Origin of the sequence: Burkholderia sp. AU28863, from assembly GCF_002223195.1 — a bacterium.
Lineage (GTDB): Bacteria > Pseudomonadota > Gammaproteobacteria > Burkholderiales > Burkholderiaceae > Burkholderia > Burkholderia sola.
Genome location: NZ_NKFE01000005.1, coordinates 19,542 through 41,805 on the forward strand (window position 1 = coordinate 19,542; position 22,264 = coordinate 41,805).

Consider the following 22,264-nt stretch of genomic DNA (forward strand, 5'->3'; position numbering starts at 1 on the left):
CACCCGGAGCAGCTACACGCGCGCGCTGTCCGTCACGTGCACCGGCGGCCGCGACGCAACCCGCTTGATGAAGCGGTCGAGCGGCGCCGCATAGCCGCGTGCAATGACCGCGCTCAATGCCGCCGACAGCGCCAGGTACGCGACGAGCAGCGCCAGCTTGTCGTCGCCATGCGTGGCGGACGGCGGCCAGAACGTGCGCAGCGCGCCGAGCACGATCAGATGGAACAGATACAGCTCGTAGCTGAGCCGGCCGCTCCAGCGCAGCGGCGCGAGCAGGCGGCCGTGAGCGGGTGTGTGTTCGGCATGGGCGCCGATCAGTAGCACGGCCGTGCCGAGCGCCATCGCGGATACGCCGAGCACGTGGCTGTCGGCGATCGGCGACGCGAGATAGAACACCGTCATCGCCGTTGCCACGAGCCATTGCACGGGCGCGGCCGCGAGTACCTGCCAGCGGGCGCGTTCGGCCAGTAGCGCGGTGCAGCAGCCGATCGCGATGCCGTCGAAGCATGCGAAGTACGCGTACAGGAAGCCGCCTTCGTCGCCCGAATGCGTGTAGCGATACGCGGGACCGATCGCGGCGGTCATCACCCAGAACGCGAACAGCCGCGTGTCGCGACGCAGCGCGATGCACAGCAGCGGAAACGTCAGGTAGAACACCTCTTCGACCGACAGCGACCACAACACGCCGAGCGCGTAGTTGACCCATCCGTATGCGCCGATCAGCACGTTCATCCAGAACGTGAGCGACGCCAGATTCACGAGCCAGTACGACACGGCGATGCCCTGCGGCGCGTGGTTCGTGAAGATCGGCACGCCGGCCGCCGCGAGGCCGTTGACGAGCGCGAGCAGCAGAAGCAGGCACGGAACGATCCGCGCGACCCGTGACACATAGAATGCGCGCACGTCGAGCGCGCCGAGGCTGCCCCAGCGGCGGCGCGCGTTCGACGCGATCAGGTAGCCCGAGATCGCGAAGAACATCGTCACGCCGTAGTTGCCGTTGCGCACGATCGCATGGATCGTGTCCCAGCCGAGCACGCGCGCGAGCGCGGTGTCGCGCAGCGGATACGCGATGTTGAAGTGATGCAGCAGGACGAGCAGGATCGACACGCCGCGCAGCAGGTCGATGTGGGCATTGCGGGGGCCGGTGTTCATTGCGGCCGGGCCGTTTCGGCGAGCGCCGGCAGCGCCGCGAGGAACGTGTCGCGCGAGCGCAGGCCGGCATTGGGCATTTGCCGCTCGTCGTCCTGGATCAGGTTCGCGAACACCAGCGTGCGTGGCCCCTTCGTCGCCCAGCCGACGAACCAGCCGTACGCGTGCGCAGCATCGTACTTGGAGCCCGGCGAGCCGGTGCCGGTCTTGCCGTGAACGATCCAGCCGCCCGGTTGTGCGTCGATCAGCGTGATGCGCTCGGTCATGTCGTACGCATGCGCACTGATGGGCAGCGTCCGGCGCGCGATCTTGCGCATGAACGCGACTTGTTCGAGCGGCGAGATCCGTAGCGACGAATTGACCCAGGCGCCCATCACGCCGGGGCGTTCGCCCTGCTGGGCAGTGACGTCGGCGTTGCCGTAGCCGAACGCGCTCGTGTACTGCTGGAAGCGTGCCTGCCCGAGCGCCTGCGCGACCTGCTGCGAATACCAGAAGATCGACAGCTTCATCCAGCGCGCCGGGTCGGTCGGTTCGCGCCACGGCGCACCGCCCCAGTCGGGGTAGCCGGCGTGGAAGTCGAGCGTGGGCGTGTGCGCGTCCTTCAGCACGCCGGCGTCGAAGCCCATCAGGCTGATCGCGACCTTGAACGTCGATGCCGGCGTCACGCGGGTCGTGCAGTCGCCGTGCTGCACGAGCAGCTTGCCGGTGGCCGCGTCGGCGACGACGGTGCAGACGGGATGGGCGTGAGAGGACGCGGCGGCCAGCAGGCCGGCGAAGACGAACAGCGTGTCGCGCCAGTGTTTCAAGTGCAGCTCCTTGGCAAGCGTGCGGTCGGTGTGCGGGATGGATGGGAAGCCGAAGGCTCGGGCGCGCTCGAAGAAGCGAGGGCCGGCATCGATGACGACGGAGATCGCCGTCGTCGGGACGGCTCACAGTGTATCGACGGATCGCCTGTTGTCGACCTGTCATGGTTGACGGGGACGTGTGCGACCGTCACCGGTTCAGGCGGCGCATGTCGATCGCACGTTCATCGCCAGACGGTCATGGCTGCAGGCGGCGCGTGGAAAGCGCCCGGCATATCGCCGCGAGCCCGGCGGGGCGAGTCCGCCAAACGGCTGATCGGCCGTCGCCGTGATTGCCCGACGCCGCAAGCGCGGCGTACGGGGCGCGATCCCGATGCGTGCATGCCGTTTTTTGCACGACCGCCCCGTTTTTTTGCACGGCGTTGATACGGTCTCTTCTAAGCTGGGCACGTGTCGAACAGCCGGGACGGCCGCCGTCCGCGCCATGACCTTCATTCATCCCTTTCCCGCCTTCGATGTCGCCGGCCGCCGGTTGCGCGGCGGCGCATCCGCCAACGTCGTGCCGTTCCCGCCGCCGCGCCCGCGCCTGCAACTGCCCGTCACGTTGACGGCCGACTCCGTCGACGCCGCGCACGCCCGGCTTGCCGCGTTGCTGCATTCCCCGCTCGGCGTGTACGTCGTCAGCGCGCGCGCCGTGCGCAACGTGATTCACGTGCGGTTCGACATCGCGCCGGAAGACCTGGATTTCGCGCTGCACACGCTGATCGCGCAGCAAGTCGACGCGGTGATCGGGCCGGTCGTGCGCCGAATATGCGTCCGGCCCGCCGTCCGTTGAATCGGGAACGGCGATTGCTCGGCTCATCCGCCGCCGATTCGTCGGCCGCCGTGCTGTCCGCCGGCCGGCGACGGCGGCCGTTTGTGCGCTGCGTCGAACGCGGCGCTACCCGTGAACAGGGAGGGCCCATGTACCTTACGGAAGAAGTGCGTATTGCGCGCCCGGCTGCCCGTCGCGCGCATACCGCGGCGTTGCCGTCGGGCAGGCAGCTTGCCCGGCAGTTGATGGTGACGGTTCGCGCGGCGGACGTGCTGCTGCGCCAGGCGATTCGCGTGCCCGATCACCATCAGTGGTCGGTCGACGCCGAACGCGTCGATGCGGCCGGCGGGCCGCTGGCCGCGTGGGATTCCCACGTGACGTTCCGCATCGTCAAGGCATTCGCACCGGCGTTCGATGCGCACGCGTGCGCGGCCGACCCCGATCAGGCGGCGGTCGAGATTCGATTGTTCCTTCCCGAACAGGCTTACGTGGCCGAGCGGCGGATCGGCATCTTCGGCCGGCGGCACGGCCAGCGGTTCAGCGCGACGCTGTCGGTCACGTCAGGCTCGCAGTGGGGCGGCCGGCGCAGCGAGCACGTTCCGCCGGCCGGGCGGTACGTGCACGGCGACACGCTGGAAGCGCTCGTCGATACGGTGGCCGGCATCGTCAATGCGGCGTTGCGCGCGGCCGGACATGGGTGACCTCGTGGCGAGCGGCCGCCGGCGGCCTCACGCGTCGCCTGTCTGTCCGGTCTGCCGCTGCAGGTCTTCCATCAACTGTTCCGCGAGGAAGTCGCACGGCGGCCGTTTCGACTTCGTGCTGCGCGCGAGAATCAGCTCGAGCGGCGGCAGGTCGGGCAGCCCGTGCGAGCGGCCGAGCATCGACAGTTGCGCGGGAATCGCGCAGCGGGCGAGCGGCGCGACCGCGAGGCCGGCTTCGACCATGCTGAGCAGCCCGAGCAGGCTCGGGCTTTCATACGACGTGCGGTACGGCACTTTCGCGCGTTCGAGGCTGCGGATCGCGTTCTCGCGCGCGACGCTGCCCGGCATGAACACCGCGATCGGCAGCGGCCGTTCCTCCCAGACGCGCGGCCCGTTCGTCATCGCGGCCCACGCCATCGGCTCGTGGCGGATGAAGTCGCCGGTGAGCCCCTTGATGCGCGTCCCGCACACGAGATCGACGGTGCCCTCCTTGATCAGCGGCGCGAGCGCGCTGCTCGGCAGCCCCATCACCTGGATCTCGACCTTCGGGTAGGTCGCCGAGAATTTCTTCAGCACCGACGGCAGCAGCGACGACGCATAGTCGTCCGGCACGCCGATCACGACCTTGCCGGTCACTTCCGGCCGCACCACGGCCGCCCAAGCCTCGTCGCGCAGCGCCAGCATTCGCCTGGCGAATCCCAGCAACACCTCGCCCTCGCGTGTCAGCACGATGCTGCGCGGCTTGCGTACGAACAGCGGCCGGCCGATCGCGTCTTCCAGGCTCTTGATCTGCATGCTCACGGCCGACTGCGAGCGGTTCACGGCTTCGGCCGCGCGAGTCATGTTGCCGGTTTCCGCGACGGCGACGACGGTGGCCAGCACGTCGTGATCGAGCATCTTCATAGGTATCAGGAAAACTGAACGTAACGATCAGCATTATGCGTTTTTATTGTTGCAGTGTGTCTGCCATAGTGCGATCACGCTGGCGTTTCGCCCGAGGGTGGCGCGACGCGCGCGCAGCTCGCGCGATCCAAGGCGGCGCATGACGGCCCACCCGTGCGTGCGGCGGCGTTGAAGCAGGCTAGCTGGAACATCAACGACATATCAAAGCAAAGGAGTGGAGATGACTTTTTCGCAGAAGCAGGCGGTGTTCCATAGCGGTTTCGATGCGATGTTCGACGAACCGGCCGCGGATGACGCGGGTGCGCCGGAAGAAGCGCGCGTGACCTCGTACCAGGCCGTGCTGCAGGAACCGATGACGTCGCTCGTCGGCCATACGATCGATCGGCCGGATGTCGCGGCCGTGGCGATCCTCGGGTACAACTGACGCGCGTTTCGTTCGCGTCGTTTCGACGTCACGCCGGCGTTTCGTTCGACTGAAACGCCGGACGTCCGCGCGGGACGGTTCGTCTTCCGTTCCGCGTGACTGCGTTCAGCCGGCCGCCTTTTTGCGCGTTGCACGCGCTCCGCCTTCCCCCTTCGATTTTTCCGCCCCCTGCGCGAGCGCCAGCTCGACGAACGCACGCGCGGCCGCGCTCCGGTACGCGCCCTTGCGCTGCAGCAGCACGGCCGTGCGCCGCAGCCCCGCCGGATCGAGCGTGACCGCGACGAGATCGTCGTGCTCGATCGCGATCGTCACCGGCAGCAGCGTCGCAAGGTTCGTGCGGCGCACGATTTCGATCACCGCGCCGAGCGAATTCGCCTCCATCAGCACGCGCGGCTGTACGTCGTGCGCACGGAAATAGCGGTCGATCTGCGTGCGCGTCGCGAACTCCGCGGTGAGCAGCACGAGCGGCGCGTCGTGCAGCGCGTGCAGGCTGGCCTTGCGTTTGCCGGCGAGCGCGTGCCCGCGGTTCACGACGAGCGCGAGCGTTTCGACCAGCAGCGTTTGCGCGTCGACATCCGCCGCCTGCACCTCGTCGAATGCAATGCCGACATCGAGCTCGCCGTCGCCGAGCAGCGCTTCGATACGCTCCTGCGACATCTCGCGCATCGATAGCGACACGTCCGGGTAGCGGCCGTGAAATGCCTCGACGAGCGGCCCGACGAGATAGCTCGTGAAGGTCGGCGTGACCGCGACGCGCAGGGAGCCGCGGCTCAGATCCTGCACGTCGTGAATCGCTCGCCGGCCTTCCGCCAGATCGTGCAGCGCCTGCCGCGCATAGCGGAAATACACGTCGCCGGCATCGGTCAGCCGCGTGACGCGCGCCGTGCGGTCGAACAACTGCGCGCCGAGCGTGTCCTCGAGCTGGCGGATCTGCTGCGACAGCGCGGGCTGCGACACGTGCAGCGCAGCGGCCGCGCGCGTGAAGCTACGGTGTTCGGCGACGGCCAGGAAGTAGTGGATGTGGCGCAGCAGCATGGCGGTTCCTATAAGTCTTGCTTATCCAGCGGATCATAAATCAGTCTTTTACGTTATCGGAAGCCGGGCGTAACCTGCCCTTCATCGATTCCACCGGCACCGGAGAACACGCGATGAAGGACATCATCGAAGGCTTCCTGAAGTTCCAGCGCGACGCGTATCCGGCGCGCGCCGCGCTGTTTCGCGATCTCGCGCGCAGCCAGCACCCGCGGGCGCTGTTCATCTCGTGCTCGGACAGCCGGCTCGTGCCGGAGCTCGTCACGCAGCGCGAACCGGGCGACCTGTTCGTGATCCGCAACGCGGGCAACATCGTGCCGTCGTACGGCCCGGAGCCGGGCGGCGTGTCGGCGTCGGTCGAATATGCGGTCGCCGCGCTGCGCGTGACCGACGTCGTGATCTGCGGGCATTCCGATTGTGGCGCGATGACCGCGATCGCGACCTGCCAGTGCATGGACCACATGCCGGCGGTCGGCCACTGGCTGCGCTATGCCGATTCGGCGCGGGTCGTGAACGAGGCGCGCACGCATCGCAGCGAGCGCGAGCGGATCGACTCGATGGTGCGCGAGAACGTCGTCGCGCAACTGGCCAACCTGAAGACGCACCCCGCCGTGCGGCTCGCGCTCGAAGAAGGGCGTCTCGCGCTGCACGGGTGGGTCTACGACATCGAATCGGGCTGCATCGACGCCTACGACGGCGCGAGCGGCCGCTTCGTGTCCCTCGCGGACCATCCCGGCGTCCGCGCCACCCCCGCGACGCTGCCCGTCGCGGCCTGAGTCGCTCCTGCTCTCACTCCACTACGAGGAATTGCCATGATCCAGTCCCAGCAGAGTCAGACGGCGCGTCACGCGCTGGCGGAAACCGTCGTCCTCGCGAAGGCGCGCAAGAACCTGTCGTTCGCGCAGCTTACCGAAGGCACGGGCCTGAGCGAAGCGTTCGTCACGGCCGCGCTGCTCGGCCAGCATGCGCTGCCGGCCGATGCGGCGCGCGTCGTCGCCGACAAGCTCGGCCTCGACGACGACGCGGTGCTGCTGCTGCAGTCGATTCCGCTGCGCGGCAGCATCGACGATCGCGTGCCGACCGACCCGACCATCTACCGTTTCTACGAAATGCTGCAGGTGTACGGCACGACGCTGAAGGCGCTCGTGCACGAGAAGTTCGGCGACGGCATCATCAGCGCGATCAATTTCCGGCTCGACGTGAAGAAGGTCGACGATCCCGAAGGCGGTTCGCGCGCGGTGATCACGCTCGACGGCAAGTACCTGCCGACCAAGCCGTTCTGACGCCTGCACGGCACCGCTGCAACGGTGTCGCGCAGTATCGCCCGACGTGCGCCGGCCGGCGCACGTTCCCGCCATGTCGTTTCAACGAGGACACACCCATGGATTTTGTGAAACGCACGATCGATCTCGCGATGAAGAACGTGGAAGAGGGCGGTCGCCCGTTCGCGACGGTGATCGTCCGCGACGGCGAGATCGTCGCCGAGAGCCCGAACCTCGTCGCGCAGACCAGCGACCCGACCGCGCACGCGGAGATCCTCGCGGTGCGCGACGCGTGCCGCAAGCTCGGTACCGAGCACCTGACCGACTGCGAGATCTACATCCTCGCGAGCCCGTGCCCGATGTGCCTCGGCTCGCTGTACTACTGCAGCCCGAAGCGCGTGATCTACGTCACGACGCGCGAGGATTACGCGCCGTTCTATCGCGACGATCGCAAGTACTTCGAGCTCGATACGTTTTATGCGGAATACACGAAGCCGATTGGGGAACGCCGGTTGCCGATGGTGCAGCACAAGCACGACGGCGCGATCGACGTGTACCGGCGCTGGAAGGAATTGAACGCGAAGTGACGGGATGTGCGCGACGGTGGCGCGATTGTCACGGGCTGACGGTGGCGTTCGTTTACGGTGACATGAGCGCATGACAACGCGCTATAGTCGTGCGACGCCCGCCGCGGACACCGCACGCCCGGCGGTCCTTTTACGCACGCGTTCGCCTCGATGACAGCCCATCCCGACGTCACCCTTCAACTGACCGACACCGAGCAGCCGGCCGCCCGCGACTTCATCAGCCGCAAGCTCGGCGAATTCAACCATGCGATGACGGGGCGCGCCGATACGGCCGCGCTCGACGTCTACGTGACCGATCCCGCGACCGGCGAGGTATTGGGCGGCCTCACCGGCCGCACGTCGCTCGGCCTGTTCTTCATCGATCTGTTCTATCTGCCCGAATCGCTGCGCGGCGGCGGTTTCGGCAGCCGGTTGCTGCGCGAGGCCGAAGCGGAAGCGAAGCGGCGCGGTTGCGCGCGTGCGGTGCTGTACACGATCTCGTTCCAGGCACCCGATTTCTATCGGAAGCACGGTTACGAGACGTTCGGCGAAGTGCCATGCGAGCCGGAAGGCGCGGCGCGCGTGTTCATGGTCAAGGTGCTTTGAAGCAGTTCGCGTTGCGCGGCAAGCACGCTCGCGCAGCGCGAAAGTCGGTATCCGGGCGTCGGCATCGGGCGCGGGGCGGCATCGCTGAATGCCCGCTCCGCGCCGGCGGGGACCGGCTCCGTACGAACCCGCACGGGGCGCATGCCACGCGTATCAGCAATGCTCCAGCGCGTACGACAGGTCGGCGATCAGATCGTCCGGATGTTCGAGCCCGACCGACACGCGAATCAACCCTTCCGACACGCCCGCCGCGGCGCGCGCCTCGGCCGCCACGCCCGAATGCGTCGTCGACGCCGGATGGCAGATCAGCGACTCCGTGCCGCCGAGACTGACCGCGGACTTGAAGAGCGTCAGGTGGTTGATGAACCTGAAGGCCTGCTCGCGGCCGCCGTCGAGGATGAACGCGAACGTCGAGCCGGGCCCGCTGCACTGACGCTGGTAGACGGCCTGGTAGGCCGGATCGTCGATGAGCTCGGGGTGCAGCACGCGCACCGGCCGATACGGATTGTCGGCGAGCCAGCGCGCGACGGCGCTGCCGCTGCGCGCGGCCTGCTGCATGCGCAGCACGAGCGTTTCCATCGAGCGCGTGATCATCCACGACGAATGCGGGTCGAGCTGCGAGCCGAGCGTGCTGCGGAACGAGCGGATCTTCGTGATCAGGGCGCGGGTGCCGGTGACGCCGCCGGCGACGAGGTCGCTATGCCCGCCGATGTATTTCGTCAGCGAGTACACGCTCAGGTCGATGCCCTGGCGCGACGGCTTCTGGTACAGCGGCCCGAGCAGCGTGTTGTCGCAGACCGACAGCGGGCGATAGCCGTGGCGAGCCTCGAACGCATCGATCTCGCTGCGCAGCCCTTCGAGGTCGAACAGCGCGTTGGTCGGGTTGGCGGGCGTCTCGATGTAGCACATCCGCACGTGCCCCTTCTGCGCGGCCGCTTCGAGCGCGGCGCGGATCGCACGGGTGGACAGCCCGTCGGCGATTACCTCGGAGCGAATGCCCCACTCGGGCAGGAACTTCGAGATCAGCGTTTCGGTGCCGCCGTACAGCGGCACGGACTGGACGACGCAGTCGCCCGGCCGCAGGAACGTCAGCAGGATCGCGGCGATCGCGGACATGCCGCTCGACGTCACGACGGCGGCTTCGGAATCGTCGAGCAGCGCGAGGCGATCCTCGAGGATCTCGAGGTTCGGGTGATTGAACCGGCTGTAGACGAGGCCCGCGCTTTCACCTTCGGGCAAAGGCTTGCGCCCGGCCACGACGTCGAAGAATTCGGCGCCGTCCTCGGCCGTGCGGAACGCGAACGTCGACGTGAGGAACACGGGCGGCTTCACCGACCCTTCCGACAGGAACGGATCGTAACCGTACGACATCATCTGGGTTTCGGGATGGAGTTCCCGGTCTGCAATCTTGCGCTTGTGGTAGTTGCGATAGGCCATGCAGTGCTCCGTGCGGGGTGGTGAGGAACAGCCGTTGCAGCGGCGGCATGACGCGTGCGGCGCCGGGTAGGCACCGGTCGTCGCGACCGCGTGTGGCGATACTACCCCGAAGGCGCTGCTTCGTGACGCACCCCTGACACTATCGTCAGGGTGCGGCCCGCTCGACGATCATGTCGTACAGCGCCCGCGCGGCGGGCGACAGTTGTGCGTTCCGCCGCATGACGAGCACGAGCGTGCGCGACACCGTCGAACTGCGCTGCACCTCGTAGAACGAATGCAGCGACACACCGCTCGTCTTCAGCGCGCCTTCGAGCAGCCCGCGATTGCCGCTCACTTCGCCGGCGAAGATCAGCGGATGCGGCTGCAGCGCCGTCCAGCGGATGCGCCGCCGCTTCGCGAGCGGATGATCGTCGCGGCACACGAGCACATAAGGATCGTGCGTGAGCGGCACGCTGACGAGTTCCGGGTGCTGGTCGCCGGCGATGCTGATGCCGAATTCGGCCTCGCGCCGCAGCACCGCCTGCAGCACCGACGCCGACGCATGATCGAGAATCTTCACGCGATCGTGCGGCCGGTGCCCGGAGAACGCGCGCAGGATGCGCGGCAGGTATTGCACGCCGACCGTCGGCACGCACGCGATCGTGACGTCGCCGCGCTGGCTCAGGCCCGTCTCGCGGATTTCGGTCAGTGCGTCGGACAGTTCGTTCAGCAGCCGGCGCGCCTGCGGCAGGAAACGCCGGCCGATCTCGGTCAGCGTGGTGCGGCGCGTCGTGCGTTCGACCAGCGCGACGCCGAGATACGCTTCGAGCTTGCGCAGCCGCTGCGTGATCGCCGTTTGCGTGACGTGCAGCGTATCGGCTGCCTGCCTGAAGCTGCCGCCGTCGGCGATCGCGACGAAAGCCTGGACACCGAGCGTATCGATCTTCATCAGAACTTTGAATCAATCACGATATTAAATTCATTTTACTGAATGTCACCGGCCGTCGCAGAATGCGCTGCATCGGCGGCCTGCGGCATTCCCTTACGCGGAAGCGCGGCGGCCGCTCATGCCGACAAGGAGATCTATCGTGACGACCCCGCTCGATCAATACGCTAACCAATACGTGCAGTTCGAGGACGAACGCACGCGCCCCGTGCGCGACCTGCTGGCCGCCGTGCCGAATACACCGATCCGCACCGCGATCGATATCGGCTGCGGGCCGGGCAATTCGACGGAAGCGTTGATCGCACGCGCACCCGACGCGACGATCCACGGGATCGATGCGTCGGCGGACATGATCGCGGCCGCGCGCAAGCGCCTGCCGGCGCTGCGTTTCGACCTTGCCGATGTCACGACCTGGGACGAACCGGGCGGCTATGACCTGATCCTGTCGAATGCGGTGCTGCAATGGGTGCCCGCGCACGACACGCTGTTCCCGATGCTCGTCGGCCGCCTCGCGCCGGGTGGCCATCTCGCGGTGCAGATGCCCGACAATCTCGACGAACCCGCGCACCGGCTGATGCGAGAAGTCGCCGCGGCCGGGCCGTGGGCCGACAAGCTGAAAGGCGCGGCGCGCACCGAGCGGTTCGATGCGCGCTATTACCATGCGCTGCTCGCGCCGCTATGTTCGCGCGTGGACGTGTGGCGCACGACCTATTACCACCTGCTGCGCGGCGGCGCGGATGCGGTTGTCGAATGGTTCAAGGGCAGTGCATTGCGGCCGTTCCTCGCGGCGCTCGACGACACCGAACGGCGCGCGTTTGTCGCGCGCTATCGCGATGCGCTGGCCGGGCCGGACGGTTATCCGGTGCAGGACGACGGCGCTGTGCTGCTGCCGTTTCCGCGCCTGTTCATCGTGGCGACGCGCAAGTAACGCGGCAGTGACATTGCGCTGATGCGACGAATGGCGGCGCGTCAGCGCACCGGTTGCACTGATGCGGGGTCGACCGTGCGGCTTCGCGCGGTCTGACCGTCGCGCAGGTCCTTGTACCAGAACAGCGCGACTTCCCCGGCATTCTCGCCGTCGGCGTACAGGAAGCGGTCGTGGCCGCCGAGCACGAAGCCCGCGCGCGCATACGTCGAGCAGGCCGCGACGTTGTTCGCCTGCGTTTCGAGCCGCATGAAGCGGAATCCGTGGCTGCGCGCCCACGCTTCCGCGGCCGCCAGCAGGAGCTGCCCGATGCCCTGGCGTCGGCAGTGGCGGTCGACGGCCAGTTCCGCGATCTCGGCCATGCCGTTCCAGCTTTCCTCGATCGCGACAAACCCGGCGAGCCGCTCGCCGGCCGTCGCGCGAAACAGCGCCGTTCGGCCCGACGCTTCGCTCGCCGAGCCAGCCGGATCGAAGCCGTAGTCCTTGCGCCGCGCCGGCAGCGCGCGAAGATCGAGCAAGTCCTGATACGGCGCATTCAATTCCCACGCGATGTCGAACGAGAAATCGCATTCGTTCAGCTCGTCGGCGGCAAACGCGAGCGTTGGTTCGATGCTGATGTGTTCGGCTCGGTCCATGGGTCGGTGTCCTGTCTTCGGCGGGATGACGTGATGGTATCCGTGATGCGATCGTCGGTGCGATGAATGCGCGCCGTATCGCGTCCTTGTCGTTGCTTCGTTCACTGCGCCGGGACGCCGACGCGGCGGCTCGGGTCAGCGCGGGATGGCCGGCGGTGCGCCGCCGTCGTGCGATCCGGCGGCGGGGAGCACGGCGGTGGCCGAACCCCACGCGGCGAGTTCGCGCTTCGTGCGCACGCCGAGCTTCGCGAATGCGCGCTTCACGTACGACTCGGCCGACGCGACGCGCACGCCGAGAATGCCGGCGGTTTCCGGCACGGTCTTGCCCGAGAGCAGATGCTTGCAGGTTTCGTATTCGCGCTTCGACAGCTTCACGCCGTCGGCCGCGAGACGCGCATCGAATTGCGCGAGCGGATGGAGGTCGGGCGTCGCGTGCGCGATGCGCCGCGCGGCGGTGGTCGACGCATGCAGTTCGAGCAGCGGAAACAGCATGTCGCTGATGCTGCGGAAGCGGTTCATCTCGGCGAGCGTGAACGGCGGCCGGTCGCGGCCGCGCTCGAGTGCGATCGAATGCTGCGAATAGCGGGTGCCGCGTGCGAGCACGCATTCATGCCCGATATGCACGTCGTCGAACAGCCGCTGGCGGAATTCTCCGGGCGGGATCGCCGCGATGTCGCGCACGACGAGCATCGTGCCCGTCTTGCCGCGCAGCCCCGCGAACAGCGGGTCGCTGTCGAGAAAGCGCTCGTAGTAGAGCGTCATCACGTCGGAGATGTCGGTGGACGCGGCGCCGATGCCGCTGCTGCCGATCCATTCGCAACGATAGCCTGTGGGCATCGTGCCATCGACGCGCGAGCGTTCGACGTGTGCGACGTCGAGCGGCACGATATCGTTCAGCAGTTGCGTGAGGCGCGGCACGAAGTGCGGCGTGCCGACCGTCTCGATCAGCTCGCCCAATGCCTTGAACGATAGGTTGACGCGATCGTCGTCGCGGTGGATGGCGTTCACGTTGAGCAGCATGCGGTTCCCAAGGGCCTGTTCCGCCCATGACGCGCGTTCCATTGATACGAAAAAAGCATGGGTTCGGCTTGCCGTCGGAAGGGGGCCGCAAGCCCGTTATCAGCGGGGCCGGCCGTTGAAGCGGCTGGATTCCCGCGTTTGCCGCGAAGGACGCCATCAGCGGGAAATGCCGGCAGGCGTCCTGTCGATCCGTTCGCCCCGTAAAACGTCGCGCGTCACCCGGAAGAGGGTATACCGGGGCAGTGTAAACGAGTCGGTGCGCCTGCGCCTTTTTCGTGTGCGTCTATGCGTCGATACGCTCCACCTTGCCGACGAGCAGCCCGTACGACAGGCTACCGGCGAGCGCCATCGCGGCGATGTAGGTGGTCGCGTGCCCCGCCGTGCCGCCCCGCAGCGCGGCGACACAGGGAAGCGGGTGGAATCGCGCGAAGCGTGTCATGAGCGGTTGTCGTGGCGAAGGAGCGCGCGCAGGCGACCGGTCAGCCGTGCGTGCTGTCGTCGCGATAGCCGTTCTTGCCGACGAAGATCTCCTTCAGCGCGGCGCGCAGCGTGACCGGATCGTATTGACCGGGCGCGAGATGGATCACATAACGCGTCTGGCCGTCGAGGCGCGCGGCGACGCCGGGCTCGATCTCGACGTCGATCGTATCGTCGGTCAGCCGCACCGACAGATCCTTGACGCGTACGTTGAGCTGGTCGCGCACCATCACTTCGATCAGCGTATCGTCCGGAAAGCGCGACAGCGCGAAGCAATAGTCCTGCTCCGCATCGTGACAGTAGATGTTGGCGAAGCTTTCGTCATCGTCGAGATCGGACGTGGCCGCGCCGACGGTAGCGTGAAGTTCCATGAGCATCGATTCCTGCTAAAGGCGTTATTTGTGAGCATGCATCGTCGTTTCGGTCGCAGCCGTGGCGTCGAGCATCGCGTCGGCCTGTGCGTCGCGCGCCTTCAGCCACAGCCCGAATTCGCGCATCACGTCGACCACCGGCCGCAGCCGGTCGCCGTCCGCGGTCAGATCGTACTCGACGCGCACCGGCACTTCCGGATAGACGGTGCGCCGCACGAGCCCCGCGTCTTCCAGCGCGCGCAGGTCGAGCGTCAGCATGCGCTGCGAGATGCCCGGCATGTCGCGCCGCAGGTCGCTGAAGCGGCGCGGCCCGTCGAGCAGATACGACACCAGCAGCAGCCGCCAGCGGCCGCCGAGCAGGCGCATCGCTTCTTCAACGGAACATCCTGTCGCACTCGTTTTCATCGTGCCGAATCCTGGTCGGTAAATTTTTTGTGACTACGGCACAAACGACTGCCGTCTTCCCAGCGCTGCGCCGATGCGAGATATTAGCGCCCGCGTCGCGGCGAATCGATACATGGACAACCCACGGAGGAAACGCTTGAAGCTCTATCACGCTCCCGGCAGCTGTTCGCAGGCTATTTGCATCGTACTGCGCGAAGGCGGATTCGACGCCGAGATCGTCAAGGTCGACGCGCGCAAGCATGTCGTCGACGGCGGCCGCGATTACTACGACGTGACCGAACTCGGCTACGTGCCGCTGCTCGAGCTCGACGACGGCACGATGCTGCGCGAAGGGCCGGTGATCGCCCAGTATCTCGCGGACCAGCGCCCGGCGGCTGCGCTTGTGCCCGCTTACGGCACGCTCGCGCGCTACCGGCTGATGGAATGGCTGAACTTTCTCGGCACCGAGATCCACAAGGGGTTCATCCCGCTGCTGTATGCGGTGCAGGCGGGGAAGTACGTCGAGCCCGTACGGCAGAAGCTCGACGGTCGCTTCGCGTGGATCGACCGCCAGCTCGACGGCAGGACGTTCGTTACCGGCGACACGTTCACGGTCGCCGATGCGTACCTGTTCGCGCTGACCGGCTGGGGCAAGGCCGACTGGATGCGTTCCGTGTACAACGCGGATATCGACCTGAGCCGGCATGCGCATCTGCGTGCGTGGTACGAGCGGGTGCGCGCGCGGCCGGCGGTGCAGCAGGTGCTGGCGGCGGACAACCTGCTGCGATGACCCGTGGCGGCTGCGGCGGGAAGGCGCGTCGTTTCGCCGTCGCGACGCAGCGGCATGCCGCTGCAGCCCGCGCTATAATCGCCGCCATGAAACTGTTTCGGACCTTCATCCTGCTGCTGCTGTGCGCGGTGCTGCCCATCACTGGGCTGGCAGCCAGCGGCCTGACCGGTGAATGTCCAATGCAGCACACGATGTCGGTGGAGGCGGATACGGGCATGAACATGGCCATGTCCGCCGACATGAACGGCTGCGATTCGATGCAGCCGTCCTCCGCCGATCACGCGAAGGCCAAAGCCAAGGGCTCGGCCTGCAAGGTGACGGCCCAATGCCAGTTCGGCAGTCTCTACCACCCGGCCGCCCGCGCCGACGTCAGCCGTCCCGCCGCATTCGCCAGCACGATCGTCTTCCACTACACGCAGTCCGTCCCGGCTCGCGACCCGAACGGGTTGTGGCGCCCGCCACGCATCAGCTGATCCCGATTTGACCGGTTCGCCGCGTACGCGGTGAGGTTCGTCCTGTGCGCAGGACGTGGAATCCCTTTGGGTTCCGATTTGGGGTTACACCATGTCATTCGCTTTCCGCACGCGGCGCATGCCGCGTGCACGTCGGCGCGCGCCCGTACCGTGGGCCGCGCTGCTGATGGCGGGCGCCGTTCACGCGCAGCAGGCGCCGCTGACGCTGGACGCCGCGCTACAGGCCGCCACCGATCGTTCCGCGTCGATGCAGGCCGCACAGGCTTCCGTGCTCGCGCGTTCCGAAGCGGCCGTCAGGGCCGGGCAGTTGCCGGACCCGATGCTCAAGGCCGGTATCGACAACCTGCCGGTCAACGGCGGGCAGCGCTTCACCGTCGGCCAGGACTTCATGACGATGCGCCGCATCGGCATCGAGCAGGAATGGGTGTCCGGCGACAAGCGGCGGCTGCGTACCGCGCTGGCCGACGAACAGGTCGGCCGCGAGCGCGCCGGCTATCTCGTGCAACTGGCGGCCGTGCGCCGGCAGACCGCGACGGCGTGGCTGGATGCCGTCTATGCGAAGCAGGCGCTCGCGCTTCAGCAGGCGCTGCTCGGTCACATGAACCATGAACTCGACGCGACGCAGGCGTCGTATCGCGGCGCGAAGGCGAGCGCGGGCGACGTCGTGCAGGCCCGCGCGATGCTCGCTCGGACGCAGGACCAGGTGCTCAAGGCGCAGCAGGCGTATCGCACCGCGCTTGTCGCGTTGGGCCGCTGGACGGCGGCGCCCGTGACGGACGTGGCAGGTACGCCGCCCGCGCCCGAATCCTTCGTATCGTCGTTGCCGCCGGACGAGCTGCGCCTGTCGCAGCCGGCACTCGTCGCCGCCGCGAACGATATCGCGGTGGCCGAAGCCGACGCCGCGGTCGCGACCAGCGAGCGCAACCCCAACTGGACATGGGAAATCGCATACCAGCAGCGCGGCGGCGCGTATTCGAACATGGTGTCGATCGGTGTCTCCATTCCGCTGCCGCTCGATCGCAAGAATCGCCAGAACCGCGACGTCGCCGAAAAGGCGGCGCTCGCGACGAAGGCGCGCCTGATGTACGAGGACACGTTGCGCCAGGTACAGGCCGACATCCGCACGCAATCCGACACGCTGGCGAGCGGCCGCGAACGTATCGCGCAGCTGGGCGCCGCGCTGTTGCCGGCCGCCGAGCAGCGCGTGCAGCTCGCGACGGCCGCGTACCGGGCCGGCACGGGGTCGCTCGCCGACACGTTCGCCGCGCGGCGTGCGCAACTCGATGCGCAGTTGCAGGTGCTCGATCTCAGGCGCGAGGTCTCGCAGACCTGGGCGCAGCTCGAATATCAGGTCGTGCCGTCGGCGATGGCCGCCGCGCAGTGAAGGAGACGCTCATGACAAGGCAATCACTGATGCGTGCGGCGCTGATCGCGTCCGCCGGTGCGGCGCTCGCGGGCGCCGGCTATTTCGCGGGCGTTCGCCATGCTGCGGACGACGCGGCGCCGCGCGCCATGCCCGCCGCCGCGCCGTCGGACGCGCCGGCGCAGCAGGCCGCACGCAAGGTGCTGTACTGGCACGACCCGATGGTGCCGAACCAGCACTTCGACAAACCGGGCAAATCGCCGTTCATGGACATGCAGTTGCAGCCGGTCTATGCGGACGAAGGCGGTGCCGCGGCGGGCATCCGGATCGATCCGGGCCTGCAGCAGAACCTCGGCATCCGCTATGCGACCGTGCGTCGGCAGCAGACGGCGGCCGGCTTCGACGCGGTAGGCACCACGCAGTTCGACGAAGCGCGCGCGACGGTCGTGCAGTCGCGTGTGACGGGCTACATCGATCGTCTGTACGCGCGTGCGCCGATGCAGCGCATCGCGAAGGGCGCGCCGGTCGCATCGCTGTTCGTGCCCGACTGGCTCGCGCCGCAGGAGGAGTATCTCGCGCTGAAGCGCGGCGGGATGGACGGCAGCCTGCTCGATGCGGCGCGCGCACGGATGCGGGCGCTGTCGATCCCGGACGGGATGATCGCGGCCCTCGACCGCACCGGCCGCGCGCAGACGCACGTCGTGCTGAGCGCGCCGGAAACCGGCGTCGTCAGCGAGCTGAACGTGCGCGACGGCGCGACGGTCGCGCCCGGTCAGACACTCGTGAAGATTGCCGGGCTGTCGACGCTGTGGCTGATCGTCGAGGTGCCGGAAGCGCTCGCCTTGAACGTGCAGCCGGGGATGTCGGTCGACGCGACGTTCGCGGGCGATCCGGCCCGGCATTTCAGCGGACGCATCCGCGAAGTGCTGCCCGGCATCAGCACGGGCAGCCGGACGCTGCAGGCGCGCGTGGAGATCGACAACGCATCGCTGAAGCTCACGCCCGGCATGCTGATGCGCGTGCGGGTCGCCGCGAACGAGACGGTGTCGCGCCTGCTCGTGCCGTCCGAGGCGGTGATCGCGACCGGCCAGCGCACGATCGTCATCGCGAAGCACGGCGACGGCCGGCTGCAGCCGGTGTCGGTGACGGTCGGCAACGACGTCGGCGGCGACACGGAAGTGCTCGACGGGCTGAACGAAGGCGACACGGTCGTCGCGTCGGGGCAGTTCCTGATCGATTCGGAAGCCAGCCTGAAAAGCGTGTTGCCGCGGCTTGCGCGGGCGGCAGGGGTGAGCTCGGCCGCGTCGTCCGCGACGGCAACCGCGCCGGTCTACGAAACCACCGGCAAGGTGGAGAAGGTCACGGCCGACGACATCACGTTCTCGCATCAGCCGGTGCCGGCGCTTGGCTGGGGCGCGATGACGATGGCGTTCGGCAAGCCGTCGGCGCACGCGTTTCCGGACGTGAAGCCGGGCCAGACCGTGCGCTTCGCGTTCACGCAGGCCGACGACGGCTACCGGCTGACGAAGGTCGAGCCGCAGGGAGGCGAGCGATGATCGCGCGCATCATTCACTGGTCCGTCCATCACCGGTTTCTGGTGCTGCTGGCCACCGTGCTGCTCGCGGCATGGGGCGTGCATTCGCTGCGACAGACGCCGCTCGACGCATTGCCCGACCTGTCGGACACGCAGGTGATCGTGAAGGCGTCGTATCCGGGCAAGGCGCCGCAGGTCGTCGAGGATCAGGTGACCTATCCGCTGACGACGACGCTGCTCGGCGTGCCGGGCGCGAAAACCGTGCGCGCGTACTCGTCGTTCGGCGACGCGTTCGTCTACGTGCTGTTCGACGACCGCACCGATCCGTACTGGGCGCGTTCGCGCGTGCTCGAATACCTGAGCCAGGTGCAGAGCCGGCTGCCGGCGGGCGCGACCGTGTCGCTTGGGCCCGATGCGACCGGCGTCGGCTGGGTATACGAATACGCGCTCGTCGATCGCACCGGCCGTCACGATCTCGGCCAACTGCGCGCGCTCAACGACTGGTTCCTGAAGTTCGAGCTGAAGGCCGTGCCGGACGTATCGGAAGTGGCGAGCATCGGCGGCATGGTGCGCCAGTACCAGGTCGTGCTGGATCCGGACAAGCTGCGCGCGTACGGCATCACGCAGGCGGCGGTCGCGGAGGCGCTGGGCAAGGCCAACCAGGCGTCCGGCGGCTCGGTCGTCGAGCTGGCCGAGTCGGAGTACATCGTGCGGTCGTCCGGCTACCTGCGCACGCTCGACGATTTTCGTCACGTCGTGCTGCGCACCGGCGACACCGGCACGCCGGTCCTGCTCGGCGACGTCGCGCGCATCCAGGTCGGCCCGGCGATGCGGCGCGGCATCGCGGAACTGAACGGGCAGGGCGAGGTGACGGGCGGCGTCGTCGTGATGCGCTCGGGCAAGAACGCGCTGACGACGATCGACGCGGTGAAGGCGAAGCTCGCCGACCTGAAGCGTTCGCTGCCGCCGGGCGTCGAGATCGTCACGACCTACGACCGTTCGCAACTGATCGTGCGTGCGGTCGACAACCTGACGGACAAGCTGATCGAGGAATTCGTCATCGTCGGCATCGTCTGCGCGGTGTTCCTGTTTCATCTGCGCAGTGCGCTGGTCGCGATCCTGTCGCTGCCGCTCGGCGTGCTGGCCGCGTTCATCGTGATGCGCTACCAGGGCGTGAATGCGAACCTGATGTCGCTCGGCGGGATCGCGATCGCGATCGGTGCGATGATCGACGCGGCGATCGTGATGATCGAGAACGCGCACAAGCATCTGGAAGCGTACGACCGCGCGCATCCCGGCGAGCCGATCACGGCCGCACGCCGCCGGGAACTCGTCGCGGCGTCGGCCGCGGAGGTCGGGCCCGCGCTGTTCTTCTCGCTGCTGATCATCACGCTGTCGTTCATTCCGGTGTTTTCGCTGGAAGGGCAGGAGGGCAAGCTGTTCGCGCCGCTTGCGTTCACGAAGACCTACACGATCGCCGCCGCCGCCGGGCTGTCGGTGACGCTGGTGCCGGTGCTGATGGGCTATCTGGTGCGCGGCCGCATTCCGCACGAGCACGCGAACCCGATCAACCGCGTGCTGATCCGCCTGTACCGGCCGCTGCTCGAAGCGACGCTGCGGCGCCCGTGGGCCGCGATCGGCGTCGCGGTCGTCGCGCTCGTGCTGACGGCCGTGCCGTTGTCGCGGCTCGGCGGCGAATTCATGCCGCCGCTCGACGAAGGCGATTTGCTCTACATGCCGACCGCGCTGCCGGGCATCTCGGCGGACAAGGCGAGCGAACTGCTGCAGCAGACCGACCGGCTGATCAAGACCGTGCCCGAGGTCGACACGGTGTTCGGCAAGTCGGGCCGCGCCGATACGGCGACCGACCCGGCGCCGCTCGAGATGTTCGAGACGACGATCCGCTTCAAGCCGCGCAGCGCGTGGCGGCCGGGCATGACGCCGGAGAAGCTCGTCGACGAACTCGACCGGACGGTGAAGGTGCCCGGGCTGTCGAACGTATGGGTGCCGCCGATCCGCAACCGGCTCGACATGCTGTCCACCGGAATCAAGACGCCGGTCGGCGTGAAGATTTCCGGGCCGGACCTCGCGGGAATCGACGCGATCGCGACGCAGGTCGAGGCGGCCGTGAAGCGCGTGCCGGGCGTGACGTCCGCGCTCGCGGAACGGCTGAACGGCGGCCGCTACGTCGACGTCGACGTCGACCGGCTCGCTGCCGCGCGTTACGGGCTGTCGGTGGCCGATATCCAGTCGGTCGTATCGTCGGCGATCGGCGGCGAGGATGTCGGCGAAGTGATCGCCGGGCGCGAGCGCTTCCCGATCAACATCCGCTATCCGCGCGAGATCCGCGATTCGCTCGAGAACCTGCGGCAACTGCCGATCGTCACCGCGCGCGGCGCGCAGATCCGCCTCGGCGACGTCGCGCACGTCGCGATCGCCGACGGGCCGCCGATGATCCGCAGCGAGAACGCACGGCTGTCCGGCTACGTGTACGTCGATCTCCGCGGTACCGACCTGAGCACGGCCGTCCGTGCGATGCAGAAGACCGTCGCGCAACAGGTCGCGTTGCCGCCGGGCTATTCGATCGCGTGGTCGGGGCAGTTCGAGTACCTCGAACGCGCGGCGGCGACGCTGCGCACCGTCGTGCCCGTCACGCTCGTCGTGATCTTCGTGCTGCTGTTCGTCACGTTCGATTCCGCGGCCGACGCGCTGCTGCTGATGTCGACGGTCCCGTTCGCGCTGGTCGGCGGCTTCTGGCTCGTGTGGGCGCTCGGCCATGCGGTGTCCGTCGCGACGTCGGTCGGTTTCATCGCACTGGCGGGCGTGGCCGCCGAATTCGGCGTCGTGATGCTGCTGTACCTGAAGGGCGCGCTGCAGCGCCGGCTCGATGCCGGCGAACCGCTGACCGATGCGTTGCTGCTCGACGCGATTCGCGAAGGCGCGGTGTTGCGCGTGCGGCCGAAGGCGATGACGGTCGCCGTCGTGCTCGCCGGGCTCGTGCCGATCATGCTCGGCCACGGCGCCGGCTCTGAAGTCATGCAGCGCATCGCCGCGCCGATGGTCGGCGGCATGGTCACGGCGCCGCTCCTGTCGATGTTCGTCATTCCCGCCGCGTGGCTTCTGCTTCAACGCCGTCGTGCGCGAAGCGCGGGCCCCACGCGGCATTCCGATGCAGTTCCTTCCGGCACGAACGTGCCATCCCTTCCCACCGGAGAATCACGATGAAGATGAATCAATTGATCGCCACTGCAGCCGCCGTCGTCGCGCTGAGTGCCTTCGCGGTACCGGCGTTTGCCGCCGGCGAGATGTCGGGCATGGACATGTCCGGCATGAAGATGTCGTCGGACGGCGCGGCGGAATCGAACGCCGCGCTGACCGACGCCGAAGTGAAGAAGGTCGATGCCGCGAGCGGCAAGATCACGCTGAAGCACGGCGCGCTGGAGAACGTCGGGATGCCGCCGATGACGATGGCATTCAAGGCGAAGGATGCGGCGATGCTCGCGCAAGCGCATGCGGGCGACAAGGTCAGGGTGCGGATCGAGAAGGTCGGCGGCACGTTGACGATCGTCAAGCTCGTCAAGGGTTCCTGATCGTCCGGATGCGCGGGCGTTGCCGTCGCCCGCGTCCGGCGCGATGAAACGCGCCGCGCCGACGGGTTCGCCGGCCGGCG

The 22,264-nt window shown here is 67.8% G+C and carries 25 protein-coding genes; 14 read left to right on the plus strand and 11 right to left on the minus strand.

Going from position 1 to position 22,264, the window contains the following annotated elements; translation table 11 throughout:
- Positions 1 to 12: 12 nt before the first annotated feature.
- Positions 13 to 1,152 carry an acyltransferase gene (locus CFB81_RS16615; protein ID WP_089435878.1) on the minus strand — a complete coding sequence of 380 codons (1,140 nt, stop codon included), beginning with the start codon at positions 1,150 to 1,152 and terminating at the stop codon, positions 13 to 15.
- Positions 1,149 to 1,961: an OXA-1043 family class D beta-lactamase gene (gene blaOXA / locus CFB81_RS16620; RefSeq protein ID WP_373452656.1), complete on the minus strand. Its 813-nt coding sequence runs from the start codon at positions 1,959 to 1,961 to the stop codon at positions 1,149 to 1,151. The genes CFB81_RS16615 and blaOXA overlap by 4 nt, the downstream gene beginning before the upstream one ends.
- 475 nt (positions 1,962 to 2,436) lie before the next feature.
- Here blaOXA and CFB81_RS16625 point away from each other — a divergent pair, with 475 nt between their 5' ends.
- Positions 2,437 to 2,787, plus strand: coding sequence for a hypothetical protein (locus CFB81_RS16625; protein ID WP_089435880.1), 351 nt, complete (start codon positions 2,437 to 2,439; stop codon positions 2,785 to 2,787).
- Positions 2,788 to 2,915: 128 nt separating this feature from the next.
- A complete protein-coding gene (locus CFB81_RS16630) occupies positions 2,916 to 3,467 on the plus strand; it encodes a hypothetical protein (RefSeq protein WP_089435881.1) in 552 nt (183 codons plus the stop codon).
- A 27-nt stretch (positions 3,468 to 3,494) separates the two neighbouring features.
- On the opposite strand, the gene CFB81_RS16635 is transcribed toward CFB81_RS16630, so the two are convergent.
- Complete coding sequence (locus CFB81_RS16635; protein ID WP_027782171.1) at positions 3,495 to 4,370, minus strand: LysR family transcriptional regulator; 876 nt, start codon at positions 4,368 to 4,370, stop codon at positions 3,495 to 3,497.
- Positions 4,371 to 4,590: 220 nt separating this feature from the next.
- On the opposite strand from CFB81_RS16635, the gene CFB81_RS16640 reads away from it, so the two are divergent.
- Positions 4,591 to 4,794, plus strand: coding sequence for a hypothetical protein (locus CFB81_RS16640; RefSeq protein WP_069619032.1), 204 nt, complete (start codon positions 4,591 to 4,593; stop codon positions 4,792 to 4,794).
- Between the two features lie 105 nt (positions 4,795 to 4,899).
- On the opposite strand, the gene cynR is transcribed toward CFB81_RS16640, so the two are convergent.
- Positions 4,900 to 5,829: a transcriptional regulator CynR gene (cynR, locus tag CFB81_RS16645; RefSeq protein ID WP_089435882.1), complete on the minus strand. Its 930-nt coding sequence runs from the start codon at positions 5,827 to 5,829 to the stop codon at positions 4,900 to 4,902.
- Between the two features lie 113 nt (positions 5,830 to 5,942).
- Here cynR and CFB81_RS16650 point away from each other — a divergent pair, with 113 nt between their 5' ends.
- The 4 genes from CFB81_RS16650 to CFB81_RS16665 all read left to right on the plus strand — a co-directional run bounded on the left by CFB81_RS16650 (position 5,943) and on the right by CFB81_RS16665 (position 8,260).
- Positions 5,943 to 6,602, plus strand: coding sequence for a carbonic anhydrase (locus CFB81_RS16650; RefSeq protein ID WP_069619030.1), 660 nt, complete (start codon positions 5,943 to 5,945; stop codon positions 6,600 to 6,602).
- Positions 6,603 to 6,638: 36 nt separating this feature from the next.
- A complete protein-coding gene (gene cynS / locus CFB81_RS16655) occupies positions 6,639 to 7,109 on the plus strand; it encodes a cyanase (RefSeq protein ID WP_089435883.1) in 471 nt (156 codons plus the stop codon).
- Positions 7,110 to 7,207: 98 nt separating this feature from the next.
- Positions 7,208 to 7,675, plus strand: coding sequence for a nucleoside deaminase (locus CFB81_RS16660; protein ID WP_069619028.1), 468 nt, complete (start codon positions 7,208 to 7,210; stop codon positions 7,673 to 7,675).
- Between the two features lie 150 nt (positions 7,676 to 7,825).
- Complete coding sequence (locus CFB81_RS16665; RefSeq protein WP_089435884.1) at positions 7,826 to 8,260, plus strand: N-acetyltransferase; 435 nt, start codon at positions 7,826 to 7,828, stop codon at positions 8,258 to 8,260.
- A 153-nt stretch (positions 8,261 to 8,413) separates the two neighbouring features.
- Here the strand turns inward: CFB81_RS16665 and CFB81_RS16670 are convergent, their stop codons facing one another.
- Entirely contained in the window at positions 8,414 to 9,697 is a 1,284-nt protein-coding gene (locus CFB81_RS16670) for a cystathionine gamma-synthase family protein (RefSeq protein ID WP_069619026.1), read from the minus strand.
- Positions 9,698 to 9,842: 145 nt separating this feature from the next.
- Positions 9,843 to 10,625: a LysR family transcriptional regulator gene (locus CFB81_RS16675; RefSeq protein WP_089435885.1), complete on the minus strand. Its 783-nt coding sequence runs from the start codon at positions 10,623 to 10,625 to the stop codon at positions 9,843 to 9,845.
- Positions 10,626 to 10,764: 139 nt separating this feature from the next.
- Between CFB81_RS16675 and tam the strand changes: the two genes are divergently transcribed.
- Positions 10,765 to 11,550: a trans-aconitate 2-methyltransferase gene (tam, locus tag CFB81_RS16680; protein WP_089435886.1), complete on the plus strand. Its 786-nt coding sequence runs from the start codon at positions 10,765 to 10,767 to the stop codon at positions 11,548 to 11,550.
- A 41-nt stretch (positions 11,551 to 11,591) separates the two neighbouring features.
- On the opposite strand, the gene CFB81_RS16685 is transcribed toward tam, so the two are convergent.
- From CFB81_RS16685 to CFB81_RS16700, 5 genes are all read right to left on the minus strand, one after another.
- Positions 11,592 to 12,182 (minus strand): GNAT family N-acetyltransferase, encoded by a 591-nt coding sequence (locus CFB81_RS16685; RefSeq protein ID WP_089435887.1) that lies wholly within the window; start codon positions 12,180 to 12,182, stop codon positions 11,592 to 11,594.
- A gap of 135 nt (positions 12,183 to 12,317) precedes the next feature.
- On the minus strand, positions 12,318 to 13,202 hold the full coding sequence (locus tag CFB81_RS16690; protein ID WP_089437035.1) for a helix-turn-helix transcriptional regulator: 885 nt from the start codon (positions 13,200 to 13,202) through the stop codon (positions 12,318 to 12,320).
- A 283-nt stretch (positions 13,203 to 13,485) separates the two neighbouring features.
- Positions 13,486 to 13,641 (minus strand): hypothetical protein, encoded by a 156-nt coding sequence (locus CFB81_RS36130; RefSeq protein WP_176730212.1) that lies wholly within the window; start codon positions 13,639 to 13,641, stop codon positions 13,486 to 13,488.
- Positions 13,642 to 13,681: 40 nt separating this feature from the next.
- Positions 13,682 to 14,056 carry a hypothetical protein gene (locus CFB81_RS16695; protein WP_089435888.1) on the minus strand — a complete coding sequence of 125 codons (375 nt, stop codon included), beginning with the start codon at positions 14,054 to 14,056 and terminating at the stop codon, positions 13,682 to 13,684.
- A gap of 18 nt (positions 14,057 to 14,074) precedes the next feature.
- Positions 14,075 to 14,455 (minus strand): helix-turn-helix domain-containing protein, encoded by a 381-nt coding sequence (locus CFB81_RS16700; RefSeq protein WP_089435889.1) that lies wholly within the window; start codon positions 14,453 to 14,455, stop codon positions 14,075 to 14,077.
- A gap of 136 nt (positions 14,456 to 14,591) precedes the next feature.
- Here CFB81_RS16700 and gstA point away from each other — a divergent pair, with 136 nt between their 5' ends.
- The 6 genes from gstA (at position 14,592) to CFB81_RS16730 (ending at position 22,184) form a co-directional block, all read left to right on the plus strand.
- Entirely contained in the window at positions 14,592 to 15,224 is a 633-nt protein-coding gene (gene gstA, locus CFB81_RS16705) for a glutathione transferase GstA (protein WP_089435890.1), read from the plus strand.
- Between the two features lie 86 nt (positions 15,225 to 15,310).
- A complete protein-coding gene (locus tag CFB81_RS16710) occupies positions 15,311 to 15,697 on the plus strand; it encodes a hypothetical protein (RefSeq protein ID WP_089435891.1) in 387 nt (128 codons plus the stop codon).
- A 91-nt stretch (positions 15,698 to 15,788) separates the two neighbouring features.
- Positions 15,789 to 17,081, plus strand: coding sequence for a TolC family protein (locus CFB81_RS16715; RefSeq protein WP_089435892.1), 1,293 nt, complete (start codon positions 15,789 to 15,791; stop codon positions 17,079 to 17,081).
- Positions 17,082 to 17,092: 11 nt separating this feature from the next.
- Positions 17,093 to 18,616 (plus strand): efflux RND transporter periplasmic adaptor subunit, encoded by a 1,524-nt coding sequence (locus CFB81_RS16720; RefSeq protein ID WP_089437036.1) that lies wholly within the window; start codon positions 17,093 to 17,095, stop codon positions 18,614 to 18,616.
- Complete coding sequence (locus CFB81_RS16725) at positions 18,613 to 21,819, plus strand: efflux RND transporter permease subunit (RefSeq protein WP_089435893.1); 3,207 nt, start codon at positions 18,613 to 18,615, stop codon at positions 21,817 to 21,819. The genes CFB81_RS16720 and CFB81_RS16725 overlap by 4 nt, the downstream gene beginning before the upstream one ends.
- Positions 21,816 to 22,184: a copper-binding protein gene (locus CFB81_RS16730; RefSeq protein WP_089435894.1), complete on the plus strand. Its 369-nt coding sequence runs from the start codon at positions 21,816 to 21,818 to the stop codon at positions 22,182 to 22,184. Before CFB81_RS16725 ends, CFB81_RS16730 begins: the two co-directional genes overlap by 4 nt.
- Positions 22,185 to 22,264: the final 80 nt, after the last annotated feature.

What these genes read in the sequence shown, in the direction of transcription:
- cynS (WP_089435883.1), top strand. Translation starts at nt 6,639, where the DNA reads ATGATCCAGTCCCAGCAGAGTCAGACGGCGCGTCACGCGCTGGCGGAA.
- CFB81_RS16615 (WP_089435878.1), bottom strand. Translation starts at nt 1,152, where the DNA reads ATGAACACCGGCCCCCGCAATGCCCACATCGACCTGCTGCGCGGCGTG.
- CFB81_RS16675 (WP_089435885.1), bottom strand. Translation starts at nt 10,625, where the DNA reads ATGAAGATCGATACGCTCGGTGTCCAGGCTTTCGTCGCGATCGCCGAC.
- CFB81_RS16720 (WP_089437036.1), top strand. Translation starts at nt 17,093, where the DNA reads ATGACAAGGCAATCACTGATGCGTGCGGCGCTGATCGCGTCCGCCGGT.
- CFB81_RS16695 (WP_089435888.1), bottom strand. Translation starts at nt 14,056, where the DNA reads ATGCTCATGGAACTTCACGCTACCGTCGGCGCGGCCACGTCCGATCTC.
- CFB81_RS16660 (WP_069619028.1), top strand. Translation starts at nt 7,208, where the DNA reads ATGGATTTTGTGAAACGCACGATCGATCTCGCGATGAAGAACGTGGAA.
- cynR (WP_089435882.1), bottom strand. Translation starts at nt 5,829, where the DNA reads ATGCTGCTGCGCCACATCCACTACTTCCTGGCCGTCGCCGAACACCGT.
- CFB81_RS16700 (WP_089435889.1), bottom strand. Translation starts at nt 14,455, where the DNA reads ATGAAAACGAGTGCGACAGGATGTTCCGTTGAAGAAGCGATGCGCCTG.
- CFB81_RS16625 (WP_089435880.1), top strand. Translation starts at nt 2,437, where the DNA reads ATGACCTTCATTCATCCCTTTCCCGCCTTCGATGTCGCCGGCCGCCGG.
- CFB81_RS16710 (WP_089435891.1), top strand. Translation starts at nt 15,311, where the DNA reads ATGAAACTGTTTCGGACCTTCATCCTGCTGCTGCTGTGCGCGGTGCTG.
- CFB81_RS16670 (WP_069619026.1), bottom strand. Translation starts at nt 9,697, where the DNA reads ATGGCCTATCGCAACTACCACAAGCGCAAGATTGCAGACCGGGAACTC.
- CFB81_RS16650 (WP_069619030.1), top strand. Translation starts at nt 5,943, where the DNA reads ATGAAGGACATCATCGAAGGCTTCCTGAAGTTCCAGCGCGACGCGTAT.
- CFB81_RS16725 (WP_089435893.1), top strand. Translation starts at nt 18,613, where the DNA reads ATGATCGCGCGCATCATTCACTGGTCCGTCCATCACCGGTTTCTGGTG.
- CFB81_RS16685 (WP_089435887.1), bottom strand. Translation starts at nt 12,182, where the DNA reads ATGGACCGAGCCGAACACATCAGCATCGAACCAACGCTCGCGTTTGCC.
- CFB81_RS36130 (WP_176730212.1), bottom strand. Translation starts at nt 13,641, where the DNA reads ATGACACGCTTCGCGCGATTCCACCCGCTTCCCTGTGTCGCCGCGCTG.
- CFB81_RS16640 (WP_069619032.1), top strand. Translation starts at nt 4,591, where the DNA reads ATGACTTTTTCGCAGAAGCAGGCGGTGTTCCATAGCGGTTTCGATGCG.
- CFB81_RS16635 (WP_027782171.1), bottom strand. Translation starts at nt 4,370, where the DNA reads ATGAAGATGCTCGATCACGACGTGCTGGCCACCGTCGTCGCCGTCGCG.
- CFB81_RS16730 (WP_089435894.1), top strand. Translation starts at nt 21,816, where the DNA reads ATGAAGATGAATCAATTGATCGCCACTGCAGCCGCCGTCGTCGCGCTG.
- CFB81_RS16690 (WP_089437035.1), bottom strand. Translation starts at nt 13,202, where the DNA reads ATGCTGCTCAACGTGAACGCCATCCACCGCGACGACGATCGCGTCAAC.
- CFB81_RS16630 (WP_089435881.1), top strand. Translation starts at nt 2,916, where the DNA reads ATGTACCTTACGGAAGAAGTGCGTATTGCGCGCCCGGCTGCCCGTCGC.
- CFB81_RS16665 (WP_089435884.1), top strand. Translation starts at nt 7,826, where the DNA reads ATGACAGCCCATCCCGACGTCACCCTTCAACTGACCGACACCGAGCAG.
- CFB81_RS16715 (WP_089435892.1), top strand. Translation starts at nt 15,789, where the DNA reads ATGTCATTCGCTTTCCGCACGCGGCGCATGCCGCGTGCACGTCGGCGC.